This window comes from Actinoplanes sp. HUAS TT8 (genome assembly GCF_051380535.1).
Lineage (GTDB): Bacteria > Actinomycetota > Actinomycetes > Mycobacteriales > Micromonosporaceae > Actinoplanes.
In genome coordinates, this window is the sequence record NZ_CP195646.1 from 4351228 (window position 1) to 4374235 (window position 23008).

At 69.5% G+C, this 23008-nt stretch carries 19 protein-coding genes; 9 read left to right on the forward strand and 10 right to left on the reverse strand.

All coding sequences use genetic code 11. The annotated features are described in order from the left end of the window. Entirely contained in the window at positions 1 to 2679 is a 2679-nt protein-coding gene (locus ACSHV8_RS19630; RefSeq protein WP_436535128.1) for a protein kinase domain-containing protein, read from the forward strand. Here the strand turns inward: ACSHV8_RS19630 and ACSHV8_RS19635 are convergent. The 3 genes from ACSHV8_RS19635 to ACSHV8_RS19645 form a co-directional block, all read right to left on the reverse strand. Further along, positions 2648 to 3988: a peroxidase family protein gene (locus ACSHV8_RS19635; protein ID WP_436535130.1), complete on the reverse strand. Its 1341-nt coding sequence runs from the start codon at positions 3986 to 3988 to the stop codon at positions 2648 to 2650. The genes ACSHV8_RS19630 and ACSHV8_RS19635 overlap by 32 nt on opposite strands. A 48-nt stretch (positions 3989 to 4036) precedes the next feature. After that, on the reverse strand, positions 4037 to 4924 hold the full coding sequence (locus tag ACSHV8_RS19640; protein WP_436535131.1) for an RNA polymerase sigma-70 factor: 888 nt from the start codon (positions 4922 to 4924) through the stop codon (positions 4037 to 4039). A gap of 208 nt (positions 4925 to 5132) precedes the next feature. Continuing rightward, positions 5133 to 6317, reverse strand: a complete 1185-nt coding sequence (locus ACSHV8_RS19645) for a pyridoxal phosphate-dependent aminotransferase (protein ID WP_436535133.1) — start codon at positions 6315 to 6317, stop codon at positions 5133 to 5135. A gap of 110 nt (positions 6318 to 6427) precedes the next feature. Here ACSHV8_RS19645 and ACSHV8_RS19650 point away from each other — a divergent pair, with 110 nt between their 5' ends. Both ACSHV8_RS19650 and ACSHV8_RS19655 read left to right on the forward strand, forming a co-directional pair. Continuing rightward, on the forward strand, positions 6428 to 7456 hold the full coding sequence (locus ACSHV8_RS19650; protein ID WP_436536830.1) for an alpha/beta fold hydrolase: 1029 nt from the start codon (positions 6428 to 6430) through the stop codon (positions 7454 to 7456). A 55-nt stretch (positions 7457 to 7511) separates the two neighbouring features. Next, a complete protein-coding gene (locus tag ACSHV8_RS19655) occupies positions 7512 to 7916 on the forward strand; it encodes a hypothetical protein (RefSeq protein WP_436535135.1) in 405 nt (134 codons plus the stop codon). Between the two features lie 125 nt (positions 7917 to 8041). Here ACSHV8_RS19655 and ACSHV8_RS19660 read toward each other — a convergent pair whose 3' ends face one another. Next, entirely contained in the window at positions 8042 to 8791 is a 750-nt protein-coding gene (locus ACSHV8_RS19660) for an SDR family NAD(P)-dependent oxidoreductase (protein ID WP_436536832.1), read from the reverse strand. Positions 8792 to 8846: 55 nt separating this feature from the next. Here ACSHV8_RS19660 and ACSHV8_RS19665 point away from each other — a divergent pair, with 55 nt between their 5' ends. Continuing rightward, a complete protein-coding gene (locus ACSHV8_RS19665; protein ID WP_436535137.1) occupies positions 8847 to 9572 on the forward strand; it encodes a helix-turn-helix domain-containing protein in 726 nt (241 codons plus the stop codon). 51 nt (positions 9573 to 9623) lie between these two features. Here the strand turns inward: ACSHV8_RS19665 and ACSHV8_RS19670 are convergent, their stop codons facing one another. The 3 genes from ACSHV8_RS19670 to ACSHV8_RS19680 all read right to left on the reverse strand — a co-directional run bounded on the left by ACSHV8_RS19670 (position 9624) and on the right by ACSHV8_RS19680 (position 12275). Continuing rightward, positions 9624 to 10265, reverse strand: a complete 642-nt coding sequence (locus ACSHV8_RS19670; RefSeq protein ID WP_436535139.1) for a class I SAM-dependent methyltransferase — start codon at positions 10263 to 10265, stop codon at positions 9624 to 9626. Between the two features lie 148 nt (positions 10266 to 10413). Next, positions 10414 to 11076 carry a response regulator transcription factor gene (locus ACSHV8_RS19675; protein ID WP_436535141.1) on the reverse strand — a complete coding sequence of 221 codons (663 nt, stop codon included), beginning with the start codon at positions 11074 to 11076 and terminating at the stop codon, positions 10414 to 10416. Continuing rightward, a complete protein-coding gene (locus tag ACSHV8_RS19680) occupies positions 11073 to 12275 on the reverse strand; it encodes a sensor histidine kinase (protein WP_436535143.1) in 1203 nt (400 codons plus the stop codon). The genes ACSHV8_RS19675 and ACSHV8_RS19680 overlap by 4 nt, the downstream gene beginning before the upstream one ends. A 169-nt stretch (positions 12276 to 12444) precedes the next feature. Here ACSHV8_RS19680 and ACSHV8_RS19685 point away from each other — a divergent pair, with 169 nt between their 5' ends. The 3 genes from ACSHV8_RS19685 (at position 12445) to ACSHV8_RS19695 (ending at position 16634) form a co-directional block, all read left to right on the forward strand. Further along, complete coding sequence (locus ACSHV8_RS19685; RefSeq protein WP_436535145.1) at positions 12445 to 13185, forward strand: ABC transporter ATP-binding protein; 741 nt, start codon at positions 12445 to 12447, stop codon at positions 13183 to 13185. After that, a complete protein-coding gene (locus tag ACSHV8_RS19690; protein WP_436535147.1) occupies positions 13179 to 15569 on the forward strand; it encodes an FtsX-like permease family protein in 2391 nt (796 codons plus the stop codon). Before ACSHV8_RS19685 ends, ACSHV8_RS19690 begins: the two co-directional genes overlap by 7 nt. A 135-nt stretch (positions 15570 to 15704) precedes the next feature. After that, the gene (locus ACSHV8_RS19695; protein WP_436535149.1) at positions 15705 to 16634 is read left to right on the forward strand and encodes an MBL fold metallo-hydrolase; all 930 of its coding nucleotides are present in this window, start codon (positions 15705 to 15707) and stop codon (positions 16632 to 16634) included. A 49-nt stretch (positions 16635 to 16683) separates the two neighbouring features. Here ACSHV8_RS19695 and ACSHV8_RS19700 read toward each other — a convergent pair whose 3' ends face one another. Further along, complete coding sequence (locus ACSHV8_RS19700; protein ID WP_436535151.1) at positions 16684 to 17448, reverse strand: class I SAM-dependent methyltransferase; 765 nt, start codon at positions 17446 to 17448, stop codon at positions 16684 to 16686. Positions 17449 to 17666: 218 nt separating this feature from the next. Between ACSHV8_RS19700 and ACSHV8_RS19705 the strand changes: the two genes are divergently transcribed. Next, positions 17667 to 18875: a M50 family metallopeptidase gene (locus ACSHV8_RS19705; RefSeq protein WP_436535153.1), complete on the forward strand. Its 1209-nt coding sequence runs from the start codon at positions 17667 to 17669 to the stop codon at positions 18873 to 18875. Between the two features lie 333 nt (positions 18876 to 19208). Here the strand turns inward: ACSHV8_RS19705 and ACSHV8_RS19710 are convergent, their stop codons facing one another. Both ACSHV8_RS19710 and ACSHV8_RS19715 read right to left on the reverse strand, forming a co-directional pair. Further along, positions 19209 to 20174: a hypothetical protein gene (locus tag ACSHV8_RS19710; protein ID WP_436535155.1), complete on the reverse strand. Its 966-nt coding sequence runs from the start codon at positions 20172 to 20174 to the stop codon at positions 19209 to 19211. Then, positions 20095 to 21960: a glycosyltransferase family 2 protein gene (locus ACSHV8_RS19715; protein ID WP_436535156.1), complete on the reverse strand. Its 1866-nt coding sequence runs from the start codon at positions 21958 to 21960 to the stop codon at positions 20095 to 20097. Before ACSHV8_RS19715 ends, ACSHV8_RS19710 begins: the two co-directional genes overlap by 80 nt. A gap of 82 nt (positions 21961 to 22042) precedes the next feature. Here ACSHV8_RS19715 and ACSHV8_RS19720 point away from each other — a divergent pair, with 82 nt between their 5' ends. Beyond that, positions 22043 to 22648 (forward strand): TetR/AcrR family transcriptional regulator, encoded by a 606-nt coding sequence (locus ACSHV8_RS19720; protein WP_436535158.1) that lies wholly within the window; start codon positions 22043 to 22045, stop codon positions 22646 to 22648. Positions 22649 to 23008 lie beyond the last annotated feature (360 nt).

Below are 23008 nucleotides of genomic sequence, written 5' to 3' on the forward strand. Positions count from 1 at the left end.
GTGGCGAAACACAGCAAGGCGCTCGGCGCGCTGATCATCTGGACCCGGCAGACGCGCGACGAGGAGATGTCGCCGGTCCTGCCGGTCAGGATCCACGATCAGATCCGGACCGAGGGGACGCCGACCGTCACCGGAGCCGACCCGGACGTCGTGGCCTGGCGGCAACTGCTCGCGATGCTGCCGCTCGACGCCGCGTCGTTCAAGGCACTTTACGGCCGAGACCTCGGCTTGAAGTGGGCCGAGAGCACGACCGCGGCGCCGGCCCACGGGGCCAACTCACGCCGTGGATTCCTCGACGACCTGTCCCAGTGCCTGAGGCGGCAGATGGACGAGATGTCCGGCGACGACTCGCTCGGCTATCTGGCCGTACTCTTCTTGACCCTGCTCACCATGGAGGACGCGGACGACCGCAGGTTCGACGATCTCGCCGACTGGGGCGTTCCGCGCACCACAGCGTGGCCCACGCAGACCAGCACCGCGGCGCAGCAATACGCGGACTTCTGTGAGGAACTCTTCGCCTTCGACCAGGTCGGCGAGGCACTGTGCAAGCTCTACGAGCCGGAGTGGGCGGACTATCGGGGCCCGGACAAGGCCATGACCGACTACAACGCTCAGGCGGTCTTCGAGGGAAGCGAGAAGCTGCCCGTCGAGGCCGCCGGCGTGGCCTACCTGACGGCCAAGCGGGCCCGGCAGATCTGGGCCGAGCTCGACTTCGAGGACATGCGCTTCCATCGTTGCGGCACAACCTCCTTCATCGTGCGTACGCCCTGGCGGGACCGTCCGAGCACCCAGGGCCGCAACGACGCGGCTGTGAAGTTCGTTCTCCTGCCATACGCCGAATTGGCCGCCATCGAACGCGCCACCAGCGAATATCTCGCCTACTACGGCCGCCGGACGCACCGGGTCGAATCCGCTGTCCAGATCCGGGCCAGCACCCGCAACCTGATCGTCACCGACTTCGTCGAGGGCGACACGCTGGCCCAACGCGTCGAGCGCATGCAGCGGGAACTGCACGGCGAGCGCATCGCGGCTCGACGGGAACAGCACACCCGCGCCCGGTCCGGCCGACTGCGCAGGTTCCTCGCCGTCGAACCACGCCAGAACACCACGCCGGAGCAGCGGTACGCCGAACGCCTCATGCTGGAGACGTTCAGCGAGCCGCTGTTCCGGGCACTCGAAGAGCTCAACAAGAACGGTCTGGTGCACCAGGACGTCAACCCGTCCAACATCATCGTCGTCGAGGACACCGCCGGGATACGACTGGTCTTCATCGACTTCGGTCGCAACTACCTCTACGACCAGGCCGGACTCAGCCGAGAGGGCGCGGACGCGGTCTACATCGCGCCGGAGATCCGGGCCGGTGAGCATGCCGGGCCGGCGATGGAGTACCTCGCCGACGTCTACTCCCTCGGACAACTCCTGATCGCCCTCAGCGGCGTGGGCCGCGACGCCGAGGGCGTGGTGCCGGATCCGTTCTACCGGCGTACCCCACTGCTGGCTCGTTTCCTGGAGGACTTGATCGAACGGGATCCGGCGCTGCGGTTGCTGCTCAACCGGCCCGCTCCGAACACCAACCCCTACACCCACCTGAACATGGTCTTCCAGACGAACTACCACGCCACGCTGATCGCCGACCGCGAGGACGGGGTGTTCGGCCCCCCGACCCGGCTGCGGCGCCTCATCGTGACGTACGGCCCGGTCTCGGGGGCGGTGCAACGCTTGCGGCGTCTCCGCGACGTCACCAGCGAGCAGAACCGCGCAGAGCAGTTCGACCGCGGCAACCCCTGGTGGCACACCTCGACCTGGCTGCACCGCTGGGCGGTGTGCAGCGCAGTGGCCTGGTACGGATGCCTCGCTCTGGTCGGCTATCTGCTGCTTGCCGACCTGGGGCTGGTCCCGGCCGGGCTTCTCACCGGCCTCGCCCGCGACGGCTACGAGGTTCCTCCAGCGGATCTGGCCACGAACCTGACTGCCCGATTCACCGGCATCACCTTTGCCCTGGCCGCGGTGAAGTACTACCAGAACATCTACAGCAACCTGACCACCCGCGTCCTGCCGCCGATGAGCGGCCGGCTGGGCCGTTTGCGGTTCTGGACCGAGCTCTGGGTCCGATGGAACGCGTTCTTCGTCGCCCTCGTCGTCGTGCCGGTCAATCTGCTCCAGCCGGTCTGGTGGACCACGGGTAGCGCGGTCGGCCTCTTCGACTCGCTGATGGTGAACTTCACCGGCTCGCTGTTCGCACTCGTCGCCGTCCAGGAAGCGCGTACCCAGGCAGCGGGACGCACCGATCGTCGGCAACAGCTGTCCACCGTCCCTCAGAACATCCCGGGCCTGTCGATGTACCGAATGTGGGGCCCGTCGATGCTCTCGTACGTCGTCATCGTCATTTTCTTCGCCGTCCTGATCAACACCGAGGTGTTGGAGGACGACCTGGCCTACGCCACCGTGGTCTCGGTGCTCAACATCGCACTCTTCTTCGGCATCAAGTGCGGCATCAACGCCGAACCGGTCCGGATCGGCCTCACCAGGGCGTACCTGGCGGCGGAACGGCTCGGCCGGGCCCGGCAGGCGGGGCTGCTCCCGGCCGGCAACGCGGATGCCCCGGCGACGCCGCCGCCGGCCCCGCGGTCCTCGGTGGAAGCGGCACTCACGCCGGCCCAGCCAGGTCCGGCACGTTGAGCGCCAGTAGGTCGGTGAGACGGAAGTTTGAGGCGGCGGCCGGGAGGTTCGGGGTCCAGTCCGGTTCGAGGTTGAGGTAGCCGGCCGGGTCGGCGCGGAGCAGGCCGATCAGGACCTCGGCGACGATCCGGCCGCCGACCGGGCCGAGGCCGTTGCCGGCGGTCGTCTGCTCGGCCTCCTTGAGGATGTAGAACCACAGCGGTGTGCCGCCGGGCCAGGTTCCCTCGGTCAGCGCGGGCACGCCGAGCAGTGCGGCGACGTCCTCGCCGCTGGGCAGTGCCGTGCTCTCGCCGCGGAGCAGGTCGCGGACTGCCAGCGACCGGTGGGCCTCGGTGTCGACCGCACCCGTGACCTGCGTGGGGAGGCCGATCAGGCTGGACGCCAGGCGACCGTCGAGGCGTTTGGCCCGTTGCGCCGGTGGCCGGCCGGGGAGGTCGAAGATCTGCGCCAGGTCCAGGTGGTGGCTGATCGGGCCGAAGCCGACCAGGTCCGGGAAGAGCGGGACGGCCGGCCCGTCCGCGGTGAGGCGGTACGTGTGGCGGATCTGGCCATGGCCGTACCGGAAGGCCGCGTCCGCGAATTCGAGAGGGATGAACGCCTCGCCGGGATCGGGGGCGAACCACTGTCCGCCTTTGATCAGTACCTGGTCGACGATGTCGCGGCCGGTCAGCCGCGGCAGAAAATCGTGCACGACGATCCACTGGTAGTGCCAGGTGAGCGTCGTCCGCGCCCGATCGAAAAGCGCGGACTCGGCAACGCCCTGCGTTCTGAGCCGGTCGACGATCCGATTGTGCGCGTGCAGCAGCGCGATGTGCAGTGACAGCACGAAAAGATGCACGTCATTGCGCGGGTCGCCGATCAGCGCCACACCCTGCGGATTCCGCGGGACGTCGTCACCGACCAGGAACTTCGCGGGATCGTCCAGGTCGAACAGGAACGGGGAGCCGATCGGCCCGTCCGAGTAGAGCATTTCCAGGTTCAGCATCGGGGCCCGGGCGTTCCGCAGCCGGTCGACAGACGTTCCACCGGCGATCGGCGACCGGTCCGCCGTGATGTCGTGGGCGATGATCTGGCCGAAGAACGGCCAGCCGGCGGCGCCTTCGGCGTCATCGCCGACCGGACCGCCGACGGCACAGATTCCGCCCGGGGATCCGGCGCGCAACAGTTCGCCGGAATCGACGGCAAGCGGTTTCGCACCCGGGAACATCCGGCCGTAACGGGCCGGCCCGGCCGGACGGTCCACCGCTCGCCCGAGGCTGAGGCAATGGTCCCGTCCGGCTATGTGGGTGGCGTGGTTCTGAGCGCTCATACCCTCATGGACCGGGTAGCCCGCCCGCCTGTGACAGGCCACCCGATCTCAGGCGAACGCGGCGATCTTCTCCGGGGTGACGATCCAGAGGATGCGCTCGATTCCGTCCTCGCCCGCGACCACGGTCATGACCCCTTCCAGGATGCCGTTGCGGCGCAGCACGGCCGACGACTCGCCGTTCGTGCTGACCCAGCTGATCTCGATGTTCTCCCAATACCAGGACGAGAGGGCGGCGAAGAACTTGGCGACCCGTTCGGCGCCGACGACCGGCATCCGGGCGACGCGGACCGCGCCGTTACCGTCCGAGTAACTGGCGACGTCGGCGGCGAAAAGGCGTTCCAGGGCGGTCATGTCGCCGGTGCGGGCGGCCGCGATGAATGTGGTGAGCAGATCCTTCTGCGCCTCCGGGGCGACCGTGGCCTTCCGCTCGCCGGCGACGTGTTTGCGGGCGCGACTGACCAGTTGCCGGGCGGCCGGTTCGGTCGACCGGAGAATGTCGGCGATCTGCCCGTACGGATAGTCGAAGGCCTCGCGCAGCACGTAGGCGGCGCGTTCGCTGGGGGTCAGTTTCTCCATCAGCAGCAGCGCCGCGAATTCCAGGGCCTCGCCGCGTTCCGCCCCCAGATAGGGGTCGGCGCTGGTGTCGACCGGCTCGGGCAGCCAGGGACCGATATACGTCTCCCGGCGCACCCGCGCCGACTGCAACGCATTGATCGCCAAGCGTGTCGTGGTGGTGGCCAGGAACGCTCCCGGGTTCGTCACGGTGGAACGGTCGTAACCCTGCCAGCGCAGCCACACGTCCTGCACCAGGTCCTCGGCCTCGCTCGCGCTGCTCAGCATGCGGTAGGCGATGCCGAACAGCCGCGGCCGCACGCTCGTGAAGATCCGTGCCGCCTCGTCGAGATCCTCCGTGGTCCGCGCCCCGGACTCGGTCACCGTCTGGCCCCCGTTCGCTGATTCCGCCGAAGCCCATCCTGGGCCGATTCCGGCCGATCGCACACCGATTCGAGGCGCCTGTCACAAAATAGGACCCGCCCTTTCGACGGCGGGCGCGGAGGTCCTTTCGGCGGCGGCCGACACGCCCGGGCGCGGGGCCGGACCGGAACGCCCGGGCATGCGGCTTCGACACGCCCGGGCGCGGGGCTCAGGCGGCGGCGACCAGCTTGGCGATCCGGCCCACGCCCTCGACCAGGTCGGCGTCGCTCAATGCGTACGAGAAACGCAGGTAACCCGGCGTGCCGAACGCCTCACCGGGCACCACCGCGACCTCGGCCGCCTCAAGGATGATCTCGGACAGCTCGGCCGACGTCCGCGGCACGCGGCCGGCCAGCGGGCGTCCGAGCAGGCCCTTCACCGACGGGTAGACGTAGAAGGCACCCTGCGGCTCCGGGCAGAACACGCCCGGGATGTCGTTGAGCAAGCCGACGATCGTGCGGCGGCGCCGGTCGAACGCCTCGCGCATGCTCGTCGCCGCGGAGAGGTCCCCGGTCACCGCGGCCAGGGCGGCGGCCTGCGCGACGTTGCAGACGTTCGAGGTCAGGTGGGACTGCAGGTTGAGCGCCGCGCCGATCAGGTCCTTCGGGCCGGTCATCCAGCCGACACGCCAGCCGGTCATGGCGAAGGTCTTCGACACGCCGCTGAGCACGATCGTCCGGTCGGCGAGTCCGGGCACGAGCGCGGGCAGGGAATGGAATTGGGCATCGCCGTACACCAGGTGCTGGTAAATCTCGTCGGTGATGACGAAAAGTTCATTCTCGACGGCCCAGGTGCCGATTCCTTCGAGCTGCTCCCGTGAATAGACGGCACCCGTCGGATTCGACGGAGAACACATCAGAATTACTTTTGTACGATCGGTCCGCGCAGCTTCGAGCTGGGCGACGCTCACCAGATAGCCGGTCGACTCGTCGGTGTCCACGGCGACCGGGACACCACCCGCCAATCGGACCGCCTCGGGATAGGTGGTCCAGTAGGGAGCCGGGATCAACACCTCGTCGCCCGGGTCGAGAAGCGTGGCAAACGCCTGGTAGACGCCCTGCTTCCCGCCGTTCGTGACGATCACCCGGGACGGTTGGATCGGGTGCCCGGAAATGCTCGCGATCGCCTCGCGCAGCGCGAGCTGACCGCCGGCCGGCGTGTACTTGTGCGAACGCGGGTCGCGGCACGCCTCGACGGCGGCCTCCACGATGTAGTCCGGAGTGGGAAAATCGGGCTCGCCGGCCCCGAATCCGATGACCGGACGACCGGCGGCGCGCAGGGCCTTCGCCTTCGCGTCCACGGCCAGTGTGGCGGATTCAGCAATGCCGGAGATTCGCTCAGAAATACGGGGCATGCGGCTGATCCTGCCAGCTCCCATACCGTACGGGAAAGTCAATAAAATCTTTTGAATTGCCTTTCCGGTACGACAATATCCGCGGCCGTGGGGATAATGGGCGGGTGGAGATGCACTTCGCCCGGGCCGAGGACGGCGTCACGATCGGCTACCAGGTGTTCGGGCAGGGGCCGGTGCTGGTGTGGATGCCGTCGCTGAGCAACATCGCCGCCCAGTGGCGGATTCCGGCGATGCGGGCGGTGTATGAGGCCCTCGCCCGGGAATTGACGATCGTGCTCTACGACGGGCGCGGGATGGGTGCGTCGGATCGGCGGATCGACCTCGGCGATCTCGGGGTGGACGCGCATCTGCGGGATCTGCGGGCGGTGCTCGACGACGCCGGTATTCGCACGGCGTCGCTGCTCGGTTACTACCACGCGGCGGCGACGGCCATCGCGTTCGCGGCGCGCGAACCGGAACGCGTCGAGCGGCTGATTCTTTTCGGCGGGGCGGCACGCATGCGGGAGGCGATGCGGCCGGCCCAGACCCAGGCATTGTTGTCCCTGGTCGAACAGGATTGGGGCCTGTTCGCGGACGCGGCGGCGACGGCATGGCTGGGGTGGGACAAAGCGGCTTCCGGGCGGTGGACCGCCGAAGCGTTCCGGACGGCGACCACGGCGGCGGTCGCCCAGGCATGGTTCTCGGCCGCGGCGGACATCGATGTGACCGGCGAACTGGCGAAAGTGCGAGCCCCCGCTCTGGTGCTGCATCGGCAGAACGAACAGCAGATTCCGGTCGAGGTGTTCCGACGATTGGCCGACGATTTACCGGACGCGGAATTGGTCGAACTGCCGGGGACGACACCCACACTGTTCATGGAGGACGCGGCGCGGGACATCCGGCTGGTGACCGATTTTGTCATCTCCGGGCGGGCGTCCCGCGGTGCTCCGGCGCCGCGGATCCCGGGCGGTGGGCTGACGCCGAGGGAGGGCGAGGTGCTCACGCTCGTCGCCGCCGGGGAATCCAATGCGGAGATCGGGCGGCGGCTGGGCATCTCGGTGCACACCGTGGAGCGCCATCTGGGGAACCTCTACCGCAAGATCGGGGCGCGGGGGCGGGCGGACGCCGTCGCGTACGCGATGACGGAAAACTATCAATGAGCGTGACGGTTCCCCGGGATGCGCGGGGCGGCCGGCCCGGCGCAGGATGCCGGGTATGAGCAGCTCAACCGCGACTCCTGACAACACTTCGTGGCGTTTTGCCCGGGCGACGGCGCCGGTCGTGCGGGTGCTGGCCGGGCGGCGGTTCTCGCCCTGGGCGGTCGTGCGGCATCGCGGGCGGATCAGCGGGCGGGACCTGACCGTGCCGGTGGCGGTGGTGGCGACGGCGGACGGGTTCGTGATCAATCTGCCGTGGGGAGCGGGGACGAACTGGGTGCGGAATGTGATGGCGGCCGGTGGGTGCACGATCAGGTGGAAGGGGGTCGATCACCGGATGGGCGCGCCTCGGATCATCGACGAGGTGGTGGCGCGGCCGTTCTATACGCGGCTGACCTGGGCTATCGCGCGCAGGATGTTCCCGGCTGACGCTTGGTTGCTGCTTTCCCGGTCCCCGGAATAGCCGGTTTCTCCTGGTCCCCCCTTCCTCGGCAGATGCTCCTGTTCTCCTGGCAACTCGGCCGGCTCCCGCTCTTCGGTTTCACTGCCGGCTCCCGCTCCGTCGGCTTCTCGGTCGGATTGTTTCGGTCAGGCGAACGGGCCTCGGACGGTGACGCCGCCGTCGACGACGAGGCTTTGGCCGGTGACGTACGCGGAAAGCGGCGACGCGAGATAGACCGCCGCCGCGGCCGCGTCACGGGGAACGCCGAGGCGACCCATCGGGATCTCCGGCACCGGCTCGGCCGCCTGACCGGCGTTGGCGACCGCGGTCGCGATCGCACCGCAGGTCACGATGTTCATCCGGATGCCGTCGCCGGCATACTCGGCGGCGACCGTCCTCGCCAGGCTGGCCAGTCCCGCCTTCGCCGCACCGTATCCGGCCTGCGTCGGCGCGGCCATCACCCCGGCGACCGAACCCACGCTCACGATCGTCCCGCCGGTGCCCTGATCGAGAAACGCGCGGACGGCGGCACGAGCGGCCCTCATCACATAATGGAGATTCATCTCGTACGCGATATCCCAGTCCTCATCGGTCATCTCGTGCAACCGCACCGCCGGCACGAACGCCACCTGCCCGCCGACCACGGTCACCAGCGTGTCCAGTCGCCCGAACTCGGCGACGGTCGCGGCCACGAAACCGTCCACGTCGACACGCGACCGCACGTCGCCGACCAGCGCGACCGTGCCGGACCCGGTCTCGGAGATCTCCCGAGCGGCCTCATGAGCTCGTTCCGCGACAAGATCGGCCACGGCGACCGACGCCCCCGCCGCCGCGAACGCCCGGGTTATCTCCCGGCCGATGCCGTCGCCACCCCCGCCGATCACCAGAGCGTTCAGGCCGTCGAGTGGTGCAGCAAAACCGGTCACGCCGCGATCCTGCCATCATCGGCCCATGAGCAGGGGGCGATTTACGGTCGGCGACGGCTACGCGGAGTACCGGGGGCCGACGGTGGCGGGCTCGGTCCATCGCCACGCCGCCTTCCAGATCGTCATCGCGCCGGCCGACCACACCGACGTCGGCATGGTCGACGCGGCGGGACGCGAGCACCGCGGTGCGGCCCTGGTCGTGCCGCCGATGGTGCCGCACCGGCTGCTTCCCGCCCCGGATCTGCTGACTGTCTACATCGAACCGCACTCGGCCCTCGCGGACGACCTGCGCAACCGCTACCGCGACGGCATCGCCGTGGCCGGCGAGACGCGCGACAGCATCGCTGCAGCCAGCGAGACGCATGACGCCATCGTCGCCGCCTTCGAGGTGCGCGACATCGGCGCAGGAAAGTCCCGATCGCTGGATGCGAGGCTGCTGCGGGCGATGCGCCTTCTGCTGGAGCGCAGCATCTCGATGCCGGAACTGGCCGCTGAGGTCGGCCTCTCCCCGCAACGTCTGCGTGCCCTGGCCCGCCAGCAGATCGGCATGCCGCTCCCCCGCTGGCGGCTGTGGTCCGAACTCCGCCGGGCGGCCGAAGCCCTGCAGTCCGGTCAGTCCCCCGCCGAGGCCGCGATCACCGCCGGTTTCGCCGACCAGGCCCACCTGACCCGCCGTATGCGCGAAATGGTCGGCCTCACCCCGGCATCAGTCCTCCCTGTCCTCCGTAACCAGGCCCCCTCAGCGCCGTAAACCACGACCAGTCCGCCACAAACGCATGCTCCACGGCGCCGCGGAGCGTGGTCAGTCCCGCCGAGCCACGTAGACCGAGATCGACCCCGTGATCGTCGGAATCACCTCGGCCTCGCGCACCTCCGCGAAGCCCGCCTCCGCGATCAGCCCGGGCAGAACCCCGTCGGCGTTCGGTTGGGTGTCGGCCCTACCGTCCGCGAACTGCACGGTCCGGAACGCCACCCGCATCAACGCGGTCCGCTGCAGCCCGTAGTCGGTGACCACCAATCGCCCACCGGGCCGCAGCACGGCCGCCATCGACGCGAGTATCGCCCGTTTCACCGGGACCGGGCACTGGTGCAGCACAAGGCTGGAGACCACGGTGTCCGCCATGCTTTCGCCCAGCAGCTCCGCCAGCTCGTCACCCCGCCCCGGCACCCATCGCACGGCACGCGTCTTGCGTCCGGCGATGGCGAGCACCTCGGGATCCGGGTCCACTCCGACGATCCGAGCTCCTGGCTCCGCCTCGGCCAGCATCAACGCCAGCGAACCGGTACCACAACCCACATCGACGATCACATCCCCGACCCGCGGCGCCACGTGCGCCACGGTCAATGCCCGCCAAACCCTCTCGCGGGTCACCGCAACCACCGCATCGTAGAACCGTGTAGGCGCAAACCGCCCCAGTGCCGGCGTAAAGGCTCGCTCAGTCATGCCCGAAGCATCAGCCACACACGACTACAAGGTCTTGAACCAATCGCTCGCCTCCCTTCACATCCAGCACCGTTACTCGCGCCGGACACGCCAGTGCGCAACCCGGTTCGCCGGGCGACAAGTCACCCTGGGCGTGGGTCCTCCATGGTCATGTGCTCACGGTGACCAACCCCGTCTCGTAGGCGACTATTACCAGCTGGGCGCGGTCGCGGGCGGGGAGCTTCGCCAGGATCCGGCCGACGTGGGTTTTCACCGTGGCCAGGCTCAGCGCCAGGTGTTCGGCGATCTCAGGGTTCGACAGTCCGAGACCGACCAGCCTGAGCACCTCACGCTCGCGCTCGGTCACGGCGTCCAGCGATCCGGGGATCGGCTTGCCCGGCTTCGGCTGCCGGGCGAACTCCGAGACGAGCTTCCGCGTCACTTTCGGCGACAGCAAGGCGTCCCCGGCCGCGATGACCCGGATGGCGTTGAGCAGTTCCGCGGCCGGGCTGTCCTTGAGGAGGAAGCCACTCGCGCCGGCCCGCAGCGCTCCGTACACGTACTCGTCGTGGTCAAACGTCGTCAAGATCAACACTCGGACGTCGGCAAGGTCGGGATTCCCGCAGATTTGCCGGGTGGCCTCGATCCCGTCCAGTTCCGGCATGCGCACATCCATCAGCACCACATCGGGCCGGAGCTCGCCGGCCAGGCGTACCGCCTCGACGCCGGTCGACGCCTCCCCCACCGCTGAACACCCCTCGCTGGAGTTGACCAGCAACCGGAAGCTGTCACGAACCAGCTCCACGTCCTCGACGATCAGGACCCGGATCATCGGTTGCCTCCCGCTGCTGGATCGGCCACGGGCAGCAGCGCTGTCACCGAGAACCCACCACCGTCTCTCGGCCCGGCACTGAACGTTCCGCCGTGCAGGGCCACACGCTCGCGCATCCCGATCAACCCGTGCCCGACCGCGCCGACACGCACCGGCCGTTTCCCGTCGTCGCTGACCTCGACCCGCACGTCCTGCGCGCCGACCATCACGACGACCTGACAATGGGCCGGCGCCGCGTGCTTGACCACGTTGGTCACCGCCTCCTGAACGATCCGATACACCGCCAGCTGCACCGACTCGGGAATGCCGTCCACCGCCGAGCCCTCCGGGCGATCCACGGTGAGTGTCACGGACGCGTCGCCGGCGGATGCCATCTCGACCAGTTTCGGCAGGTCGCCGAGGCCGGGTGTGGGCGCGAACGGCGTGTCCTCCCGAAGCATGTCCAGCACCTTGCGAACCTCGTACATCGCAGCTCGTCCGGTCTTCTCGATGACCTGCAACGCGTCACGAGCCTCGGCGGGATTCGTCTCCGCGACGTGGTTCCCGATCGACGCCTTGACCACGATGAGCGTCATCGTGTGCGCGATGATGTCGTGCAGCTCTCGCGCGAGCCGAAGCCGCTCCTCGATCGCCGCCTCGCGGCGCAACTGCTCGCTACGCAGCGCATTCTGCGCCCGTCGCTCGCCGATCGCGAACCCCAGAATGGCGGACGGCGCGATCATCAGGGCGCCGAAGAACAGTGACAGGAGCTCGGACGGCGCGTCCGGTGGTGGACCGGTGTGCCGGGCGAACAGCATCGGCCCGGACATGCCGACAGTAATAAGGAAACAGCAGACGCCCTCGACCAGGAACGCTCGGGCGTCCCGGACCGCGCCGCCGAAGGTATAGAAGGCCAGAATCAGCGCGCAGGCCGGACCGGGCGCGGCGAACGACGGGATGAACTCCAGGCCCAGGCCGAGCGAGGCGGCGACCGTGACGATGATCGCCACGGCGGTGGGCCAGCGACGCCGGACCGCGATCGGAAGCCCGATGGCCAGGGCGGTCAGCACCGACGCCCAGACCGGCTCCGTGGGCCGATGATCCGCCGGCGTGGCCATCGCGGCCGTGAAACAGATCAGCACGACGGTCACCGCCGCGACCGTGTCGAGTCCGTAGAGCTCGACCGGGCGGAGGCGCCTGATCAGCTGGGCGGCATTCATGGGCACGACCGTATCCGGTGCGGCGGCGCCGCGCGTCGGACCAGGAGCTGTCATCCCCAGGGATGACGAAACACCATTTGAGGGTACGGCGTACCACCCTGGGCGGACCGAGAAAGTGTCCATCGTGGTCCGATGTGCGAAGCCGCCCCGGCGCGGGATCGTTGCCGCCATGACGACGCAGACGGTTGTTCTGGAGGACGTCCGGGCCGCCTACGGCACGGGCGACCGGCAGCTGGTCGCGCTCGACGGCGTGTCGATCGCCTTCGAGCGTGGCACCTTCTCAGCGGTGATGGGTCCGTCGGGCTCGGGCAAGTCGACACTGCTTCATTGCGCGGCCGGGCTCGACCGGCCGGCCGGGGGCACGATCACGATCGACGGCGTCGTGCTCGACGATCTGACCGAGGACGAGCTCACACGACTTCGGCGCGACCGGATCGGGTTCGTGTTCCAGTCCTTCAACCTGGTCTCCTCCCTCACCGCCGAGCAGAACGTGGCGTTGCCGTCCCGGCTGGCCGGTCGGCACACACCAGCGGCCGACATCGCCGGCGCGCTGGCCGCGGTCGGGTTGACCGGCCGTCTCCGACATCGCCCGAGCGAGCTCTCCGGCGGTGAGCAGCAGCGTGTCGCGCTGGCTCGTGCGCTGATCAGTCGTCCGGCGGTGGTGTTCGCCGATGAGCCGACCGGCGCGCTGGACAGCGTGACCTCACGGCAGATCCTCGATCTGCTGCGATCGCTGGTCGACGAGCACCAGCAGACCGTGGTGATGGTGACTCATGACCCGGTCGCCGCCGCCCGCGCCGACCGCGTCGTGTTCCTGGCCGACGGCCGGATCGCCGGCGACGTCCCAGGTCCGTTGGCGCCGGAGCAGATCGCTGCCCGCACCGCTCAGCTGGTGGAGGAGCCGTGTTGAGGCTGCGCCGGACAGCCGGCGCCCTGGTGGCTGTCGCGATCGGGATTGCCCTGGTCACGGTCGCCCTGCTGTTGCTGGTCGCGGGACGGCCGAAGATTCCCGACCGTCTGGCGCAGGCGCCGGTGATCGTTCAGGCTCCGATGAGTCAGAGCCCGGCCGACCCGTTCCCACCGGCAGTTCCGTGGACGGGCGCGAAGGCGGACGAGATGAGGGGGCAGCTCGACGGCTTGCCCGGTGTCGCCGGTGCGGTCGCCGATCGTTCCTTCTATATGCAGGCGGTCGTCGCCGGGACGCCGTCCGAGACGGTGATCCGGGGTCATGGCTGGTCCTCGGCCCGTCTCGGTGGCGAGCGCCTGGTCACCGGCGAGCCGCCGCGACGACCGGGTGAGGTGGTGTTGGACAAAGCTCTCGGCCTCCGGACCGGGAGTGCGGTAACGCTGCTGACTGCGGCCGGGACCATGCCGTACACCGTGGTGGGTTTGATCGATGTGCCTGATGTGCTGGTGTCGGACCAGGTGGCGGCCCAGCTGTCACCCGGGGTGAGCGCGATCGGGCTCGTTCTTGAGCCGGACGCGGACGCCGGGGCGGTGGCCGAGGCCGCGCGTGGTCTTGTCGGCAACGCCGGAACAGTGCTCACCGGCGACGGCCGCGGAACATTGGAGCCGCGCGAGGACGCGCGAACGCGCTGGATCGGCATGCAGGTCCTCACCGGGACCTCCGCGCTCGCAGGGTTCGTCACGGTGTTCGTGGTCGCGTCGACGTTTGCCTTCACCGTCACGCAACGACGGCGCGAGCTGGGGCTGCTCCGGGCGGTCGGTGCCACGCCACGACAGGTGCGGCGGATGGTGTACGGCGAGGCGATGCTGGTCGGGAGCATCGGGGCGGTCCTCGGGGCGGTCCTCGGAGCCGCGATGGCCCCAATGGTGGGCCGGGTGCTCATCGACGCGGGGTTCGAGCCGGCCACCTACGAGGTGCGCTACAACCCGTTGCCGATCATTGCCGCGCTCCTGCTCGGTCCGCTGGTCGCCCTGGCGGGAGCCTGGACGGCGGCTCGCCGCGCGGCCCGGGTCCGGCCGTTGGAGGCGCTGCGCGAGGCTGCCGTCGAGCAACGGTCGATGGGCCGCCTCCGGTGGGTCGCCGGTGGCGTGTTGGTCGGGCTGGGCATCGCGTTCGCCGTCGGCACCGCAAGTTCGGACGATGCCCAGGACGGTTCGACCTATGCCCTGTTCGGCGCGATGGCACTGGTGACGGGGATGGTCGCGCTCGCTCCGGCGGCGATTCCGCTGATCGTGCGGGTGTGGCGGCTCCCGGGGCGGCACGGTAGCGGGGCGATCGGTCTCCTGGTCCGGGCGAGTGCGATGACGGCGGCCCGGCGGACGGCGTCCACCGCCGCTCCGGTACTGCTGACGGTCGCGTTCGCGGTTCTCGTCGCGGGGATGGTCCGCACGTCGACGGCGGCGTACGCGGCCGGACGGGCGGCGGATGTCGCGGCCGGGCGGGTGATGGTGCCGGATCGTACGCCGGGATTGTCCGACGCCGCGGTGGCCGTCGCGCCCGGGGCATCGATCCTGCCGACCACGGTGTTCGGACAGGAACTGCGAGCACTCAACGGGCTCGGGGTCGACCCCGTCGCGTTCGCCGAGGCCGACCGGGGCGCGCGAGTCGTCGCGGGGGCGATAGACGGTCTTCGTGACACGGACACGGTGGTCGTGACGGAGTCGGCGCGTCTGAGTCCGGGCGCGCTGTGCGCGGTGGTCTTCGCCGATGGACAGCGCGTGGAGTTGCGAGTCGTCGCTGTGGTCGCCGGCGGGTCGATCCGCGGTGATCTCCTGTTGTCGCGCGACACGGTACGGCGGCACGATCCGTCCGCGCTGGCCTCGGCCGTCTACCTGGATCGTGATGCTCCGGCCGGGGTCGGTACGCGGGTGATCGACACGGGTACCTGGGCGGCGGAGGCCGACAGTGCCGAGGACCGGCTGGTGTGGCTGTTCACCCTGATGCTGATCGCGGTGTCGGCCGGCTACGGGGCGATCGCGGTCGCCAACACGCTGCTGATGGCGGCCGAGGGACGTGCGTCCGACCTGCGCGTGATCAGGCTGGCCGGGGCTACGCGACGGCAGGTCACGAGCTATGTAGCGGCGGAATCGGCGCTGGTGGTGGCCATTGGAGCGGTGCTCGGTGGTTTGGTCGCCTTCGGGGCGCTGCTGGCCGTCCGCGCCGGCTTGATTGAGCAGACGGGCGCGGCCGTTCCGCTGGTGGTGCCGTGGCCGGTCGTCGCCGGGGTGATCGGGCTCTGCCTGCTCCTCGCCCTGGCCGCGGGTGTGCTGCCGACCCGGCGGATGCTTGCCGCGCCCGCTCTCCGTGCTCCGCAGGTGGACCTGTGACGCCCGGACGGCTCACCCGCGCCTCGGGCCGTCGGCACGTCGGGCCGGTCACTCAGCTCGCGGGCGGGCCGACTACCTGGTGGGGAGAGGGACGATGCCAAATCGGCGCCAAGTCGGGAAGGTTAGCCTCAGGCCATGAGTGGAGCGGTGGACGATGCGGCGGAGCTGGTCGAGGTACGAGCGGGGATCCACGCCTGGGTGCAGCCGGACGGGTCGTGGTGGCTGAACAACGCGGGAGCGATCACCACCGCGGAAGGGCAGCTCGTGGTGGACACGTGCGCGACCGCGGCCCGGGCCGGGCGATTCCTGGAAGCGCTGGGGGCGGCAACCGGGCGGGCGCCGAAGCTGGCCGTCAACACGCATCAGCACGGGGATCACACGTACGGAAACTGTCTTCTTCCTGCCGGGACAGTGATCATCGGGCAGGAGAAGATGCGGGAGGGGCTACGTGTCGATCCGATCATCGACGGGTGTCCACCGTTCTGGAGCCCGGTGCCGGACTGGGGTGCGGTCGAACGGCGGCTGCCGGACGTCACCGTCGCGGAGTCGATGACCGTGCACCTCGGCGAGCGCCGGGTCGAGTTGCGGCACCCCGGCGGGCCGGCGCACACCACCGGCGACCTGATCGCGTGGGTGCCGGACGAGCGGGTGCTGTTCACCGGTGACCTGGTCTTCGCCGGGCTGACGCCGCTGGTCTTCATGGGTTCGGTGCCGGGGGCGCTGGCCGCGGTGGACTGGCTGGCCGGCTTCGAACCGGAGGTGGTGGTACCCGGGCACGGGCCGATCCTGACCGGGGAGGACATCGCGCGGGTGCTGGACGAGCATCGCCGGTACTACCGGGTGGTGCTGCAGGCCGGTGCCGACGGGATCGACCGGGGGCTCTCACCGTTGGAAGCGGCGCGGGCCGTGGATCTCGGTGAGTTCGCCGGGTGGGCCGACGCCGAGCGTCTCGTTCTGAACCTGCACCGGTTCTACGCCGATCATTACGGAAAGGACTTGGACCTGATCGCGGCCTTCACGGATGCGGTCACCTACAACGGGGGTCCACTTCCCACACGCGTCTGAGGAGAGGAGGGAACGAGGCTGAGGGACATCGCGGATGACGTGAACGAGGTCAGCAGCGGCGGGCCAGGTGGACGATGATGTCGGCGTTGAGTTCGAACTGGGCCGGGAGGGCTTGGAGAATGTGCTGGTAGGCCTCGTCGCGGGCAGTGGGCGGCAGGGTCAGGTAGGCCGAGACGGTCGAGAGGTAGGCGACGTAGTCGCGGGCGCTGATCGTCAAGCGACGGGTGATCGTCGACTGGCGGACGTCGTCGAAGTACGGGGATCGCTGGAGTTCCGTGCCGGGCCACTGCATCTCATGGTCCGGGGCTGTTCCGTCCGGGGACGGTAGGTCCTCGCGATCGACGAACCGGGCCCGGGCCTGCTGCGCGGCGGCTTCGACGGCGGGGTCGGCGGGCTGGATCGGTCCGCCGAAGGAGACGATGGTTCCGCCGGGTTCGACCAGGGCGGCCATGCGATTCCAACGGCCTTCGGGGCGGGTCCAGTGCAGGGCCGCTCCCGCGTAGACAAGCGCGTAGCTCTGGTCGAGTGGGAGGTCCTCGAACGCTGCTTGGACGGCGCGCACATTCGGGACGTGTTTGCGCAGTTCGGCGAGCATGTCGGCGTCCGGGTCGGTGGCGGTGACCGCGATGCCCGGCTGGGCGAACAGTCGTGTCGCCTTGCCGGTGCCCGCGCCGATCTCGAGCGCGGTTCGTATCGGGCGGTCGGCGTAGGTCATGACCAGGTCGAAGAGTTCGGAGGGGTATCCGGGGCGGTATCGCTCGTAGGCCTCGGCTATCGGTCCGAAACTCAGTGCTCGCACAGACACGCCGAGCATCCTCACACGACCGGCCCGTTCTAGGACGTCGAATAAGCGCCCAATTCATCCATCTTCCGGGTGAAAGGGCGAGCTGAGGCGGGGCGGGGCAGGACGGAGCGGGGATTGGGGTGCCACGAGCTGGAAGTTAGAGGGAGGGTTTGGGATTGGGGGCCAGTGTTGAATTGGGGGGCGCTGGGTGGCTGGAAATGTCGGGGGTGGGACCTAGACTGCCGGGCATGACGTGGCTCCTGGGCGCCGTGGTCTTTCTTCTCGGCCTGATGGTTTCGATCGCGCTGCATGAGGTCGGGCATTACGTGCCCGCGCGGCGGTTCGGGGTCAAGGTGACGCAGTGGATGGTCGGAATCGGACCTACCGCCTGGTCGATGCGGCGCGGGGAGACCGAGTTCGGGATCAAGTGGCTGCCGTTCGGGGGCTACATCCGCATGATCGGCATGCTGCCGCCCGCGCCGGGTACGCCGGCCGGGAAGGTGCGGCGGTGGTCGACCGGGCCGATGCGGTCGCTGATCGACGGGGCGCGCGAGGCGGCCTGGGAGGACGTCGGGCCGGGTGATCACGGACGGCTGTTCTACCAACGGCCGTGGTGGCAGCGGGTGGTCGTCATGGCCGGCGGGCCGACGATGAACATTCTGCTCGGCTTCGTCTTTCTGTCGATCGCGCTGACCGGGATCGGTGTCAGCACCGCGCAGCCGGTCGTTCAGCAGGTGGTCGAGGTGAGCCCGGCGGTCACCGCGGGTCTGCGGTCGGGCGACCGGATTGTTTCGTATGACGGTTCTCCCGTGAGTTCGTGGACCGAGCTCACCGGGCGGATCCGGGACGATGCGGGGCGGGCGGTGACGCTGACCGTCGTGCGGGACGGGGTGACTCTGGCCGTGCCGTTGACCATGGGGCGGAACGGGCAGGGCGGGTTCCTCGGGATCGAGCCGGCGTATGCGCGGGAGCACATGACGCCGGTGGAGGTGGCCGGGGTTGTCGGGGCGGCCAGTAAGGACGTCGCGTTCGGGGTGTTCCGGCTGCCCGAGCGCATGGTCGGGGTGTGGCTGGCCGCGTTCAGTGACTCGCCGCGGGCGGTCGACGGGCCGATCGGGGTGGTCGGTGCGACACGGCTCGGAGGTGACGTGGCCTCCTCCGCCCTGCCGGTTGCCGATCGGCTGCTGTTCCTGCTGGAGTTGCTCGGGTCGTTCAACATCGCGATGGGTGTCTTCAACCTGATTCCGCTTCTTCCGCTGGACGGCGGGCACATCGGCGCCGCGTTGCTGGAGGGACTGAAGAGGGGCGTCGGGCGGCTGTTCGGCCGCCGATGGAACCGGCCGGTCGACGTCGCGCGGACCATTCCGCTGACCTCGGCGGCCGCTTTGGTGCTGGTGGGGATGGCCGCGCTGCTCGCCTACGCCGACCTGGTCAATCCGGTTCATTTCATGAACTGACCCGATAAATCCGGCATGCCTTGGCCCGGGTGCGCAGGTAGAACGCACAGACGGGAAGGCAGAACGAGCAGGCGGTCGTCGCCGAGGCGCGGGCGGGCACGCCCACGGGCGTGCCGGCGGGATGCAGGGGGCAAGCAAACGCGCGGACGGCGGAAAGTGCCGGGCGGCCACGCAAGCGGCGAGTCGGCGAGGCTCGCCGGGGTCGGCGGGGTCGGCGGGGTCGGCGGGCGACCCTCGTCGGGGACCGGTGAGGGTCGGCGGGCGGCGGCGGGCGTTGGTGGGCGGCGGCGGGCGGCGGCGGGCGTCGGGCGGGCGTCGGGCGGCGGCGGGCGGTTATGGGGGCCACATAAGAACGAGGCCGATCTGGGCGGCGGCCACTCCGGCCAGGATGGCCCAGTCGCGGCGTGGGAGGTGGGTGCGGATGGCGGTGACCGCTACCGCGGTGAAGAAGAGGTTGATCACCAGGGTGGAGCGGCTCGCACCGACCGCGACCAGCAACGCGACCACGGCGACGGGCAGCAGGTAGGCCGGGAGGGCGCTTCGGCGGCGCCGGGCGACGGCGGCGGCGCTGACGACGTACAGCAGGCAATGAGCCAGACCACTGATGGCCGTGACCGCACCGCGGACCGGATCAAAAGCGGACATCGGTGTTGAATTGTGGGGTGAGCCGGCGCCGAATCGCCAGCGCACGTAGAGCCAGCCGAGATAGACCGCGACGCTGGGGAAGGCCAGGACGGCGAGGATCGCGGTGGTCGCCTTGACCTGCCGGGCCCAGGTTCCGGCGAGGAACGGTACGGCCGCCGCGAGCGCCGCCATGTAGACCAGCGTGGCCAGGTCGCAGACCGCGGCGCAGGCCAGGGTGATGCCGGCGACGAATCCGCCCAGCGTCTGGCCGTCGACGACGAATCGGAGGTAGCCGTCGAGGGCGACGACGACCAGCGCCATCCCGATCATGGACGGGAGGTCGGTGGTGCCGACGGCGCAGATCGCGAGGCCGGGGCCGGCCACGATGAACGCCGCGGCGAGCCTGGGGACGCCGTGTTTGTGGAGGCGGGCGGCGAGCACGTGGCAGTAGACGCCGCTGGCGAGCACCACAAGTGCGGAGACGATCGTCGGGTCGACCCTGTCCAGAAGCGGACTGACGACGCCTTTGCGCCGGGCCTGCCAGATCAGCAGCAACGGCAGCGGGAGGGTCAGGAGTGCCCGCGGCCAGCGCCACCTATCCGGGCGGGCCGGCGGCGGCGCCGGCGGTGACGGGTTCGGCGAGGGCAGCGCGACCGGGGGCGACGCTGAGGCCATGGGTCGTCTTCTCCCAGTAGTGCGGCTTCGTGATCAACTGCCAGAGCGCCTTGTAGGCGGCGATCGCGTGCAGCAGCCAGTAAACAGGATTCAGCAGCGACCAGAGCATCAATCCGTATCGGCGGCGGCGGAACGCGCCCATCATCGCCAGATAGACCATTGCGGTGTTGCCGACGAGCAGATTGAAGACGCCGAAGGCCATCACCCAGTCCGGGAAGAACTGCCCGATCGGCAGATTCGGCGCGATCAGGGAAAGGAAGAAGATGACGTAGAGGGGCGGCGTCAGCAGGAAGGACGCGGGGGTTCCGCCGATCAGCAGAATGAACGACAGGCTCTGTTTGAGGCCGGCGCCGCGCACGATCGTGCCGGGCTGGCGCAGGTGCACGAGCAGCGTCTGCATGTAGCCCTTGATCCACCGGGACCGCTGGCGGATCCAGTTGCCGACGGCCCGGTTCGCCTCCTCATAGGTCGTGCTGTTGATCACGCCGACCCGGTAGCCGAGCACGGACGCGCGAATTCCCAGGTCAGCGTCCTCGGTGACGTTGAACGGGTCCCAGCCGCCGAGGGTGCGCAGCGCGTGGACGCGGAAGTGGTTGGACGTGCCGCCGAGCGGGATCGGTAGGTTCAAATCGTCGAGGCCGGGCAGCATGTAGTCGAACCAGAACGAGTATTCGAGCGTGAACATCCGGGTCAGCGCATTGTCCTCGACGTTCCAGTAATTGAGCGCGGCCTGGATGCAGACGGTTTCCGGCCCGGAGCGGCGGAACGCGACGACCGCTTTCTTCAACTGATCCGGTTCGGGACGGTCCTCGGCGTCGTAGATCACCACGTATTCGCCGCGGGCGAAGAACAGCCCGACGTTGCACGCTTTCGGTTTGGTCTTCGGCAATCGATCGGGGACGACCACGAACCGTACCGTAGGAGGGGGTTTTGCCGCCCGCGCCGCAGCGATCGTCTCGACGTCGTCCTCCTCCATCAGGAGGAGAATCTCCAGACGGTCGCGGGGATAGTCCAGGTCGCCGAGATTGTGCAGCAGATCGCCGATCACATTGGCTTCCCGATACACCGGAACCAGCACGGTGTAGACGGGCAGATCGTGGTCGCCGAGAGCGGCCACCTCGTCCGCGGTGATCGCCTCCTCCTTGTCGTATTTCGCGCCGCGCAGGCAGACGACGAATTTGAACATCACGCTGACCAGGAAGAACACACTGATGGCCATGGATGTGGCGGTCAGTGTGATGCGCGGGGCAAAAATCAGAAAAACGAAGAGAAGAGTGAGCAGTACGCCCAATGACCAGGCCTGGCGGGCATAAAGAACCTGGCGGGCCGACTGCGCCGCCGACCGCCGCCACAATCCCATCGTCGCGTCGTCGACAAGCCTTTCCCGGTACGACCGGTGGACCGCCTGATCGATGTCCCAGTCGGTGGTGACCACCTGCGTGATCGTCCCGCCGACGGCGGCCCGGATCATCTGGGCCCGCTCGTCGGACGGCCGTTCCGCGGTCGCGACCAGCACCGACCCGTCGGCGTCGCGCCGCACCGGCACCCAGCCGGCCCGTACCAGGTCGGTCGGGTCGTGGTCGTCGAGCAGGTCCGGGTCGAGGTCGACGTGGGTGAGGTCGAGGAACGGCAGACCCCACTGCTCGGCGAGCAGTTCGTAGAGGTCGAGACGGCGGACCGCGCCGCTGGTGATCAGGATCGCGCCGAGCCGGGAACCGGTCGCCTGCTGCTCGCGCAGCGCGTCGTCCATCTGTTCCGGGGTGATCAGGCCACGGGCGATCATCATGTCGCCGAGCGTGGCCGGGCCCCTCACGAAGTGCCGATCGGCCGCTCGGCGCCCGCCCTTAGCGGAAACATACGATCATTCGGTGGCGAAGCGAACCTACAACTCCCCGACGCGGGCCCGGTCGGCCCGGGAGACCCACGAGGCCGTGCTGCAGGCGGCGCGGGAGTTGTTCGCCGAGCAGGGTTACGCGCGGACGACCATCGCGGCGGTCGCGGCGCGGGCCGGGGTCGCCGTGAACACCGTCTACACCAGCGTGGGCGGGAAAGCGGCGCTGATCGAGGAGCTGACCCGCAGCAGCACGTCGGACGACCTGATCGAGAGCGCGGTCGCCGGGATGCTGGCGATGACCGACGGGCGGGCGATCCTGGACCGGCTGGCCGAGACGACCGGGACGACGATGCAGCGGCATGAGCAGTTGATCCGGGTGCTGCTCGACAACGCGGCCTCCGACCCGGCGGTGGCCGGCGCGGCCGAGCTGTCGGTGCAGCGCTATCGGCAGCGGCTGGGGCTGATCGCCGCGCATCTGGTCGAGCTCGGGGCGGTGCGGGAGAGCTCCGCCCGTACGGCGGAAATTCTTTGGTTTTTCTTCGGCACCTCGGCCTGGACCGTGCTGACCGAGTGCGGCTGGTCGCGGGCGAACGCGGCGGACTGGCTGGCCACGCAGGCCGCCGGCGCCCTGCTCAGCTGATCGGTGACGGGTTCGTCGGCGAAGACGCCGCCGGTAGCCGGGCCAGTCGTTCGGCGCCGAGCCGGGGCCAGGGGGAATCCGAGCGGCTCGTGAGGCGCCGGTAGAGGGCGCGGGCGTCGTCGGGCCGGCCGGCCGCGTGCAGCGCGTCGCCGGCCTCCAGCGCGAGATCCGGACGTCGGCGGGCGCGACGCTGGGCGCGAGCAGCACGGGCAGGTCCTCGGCGAAGGCGGCCACCGGCACGGCCACCGCCTCGATCACCCCGGCAAGATCCGGGCCGGCCGTGACGTCGCGCTGCTGCCGCACCGTCCCGGACCCGAATCCAGGCGCCTGGGCCGCGAGCGGCGGACCCCGTTCGGGAGA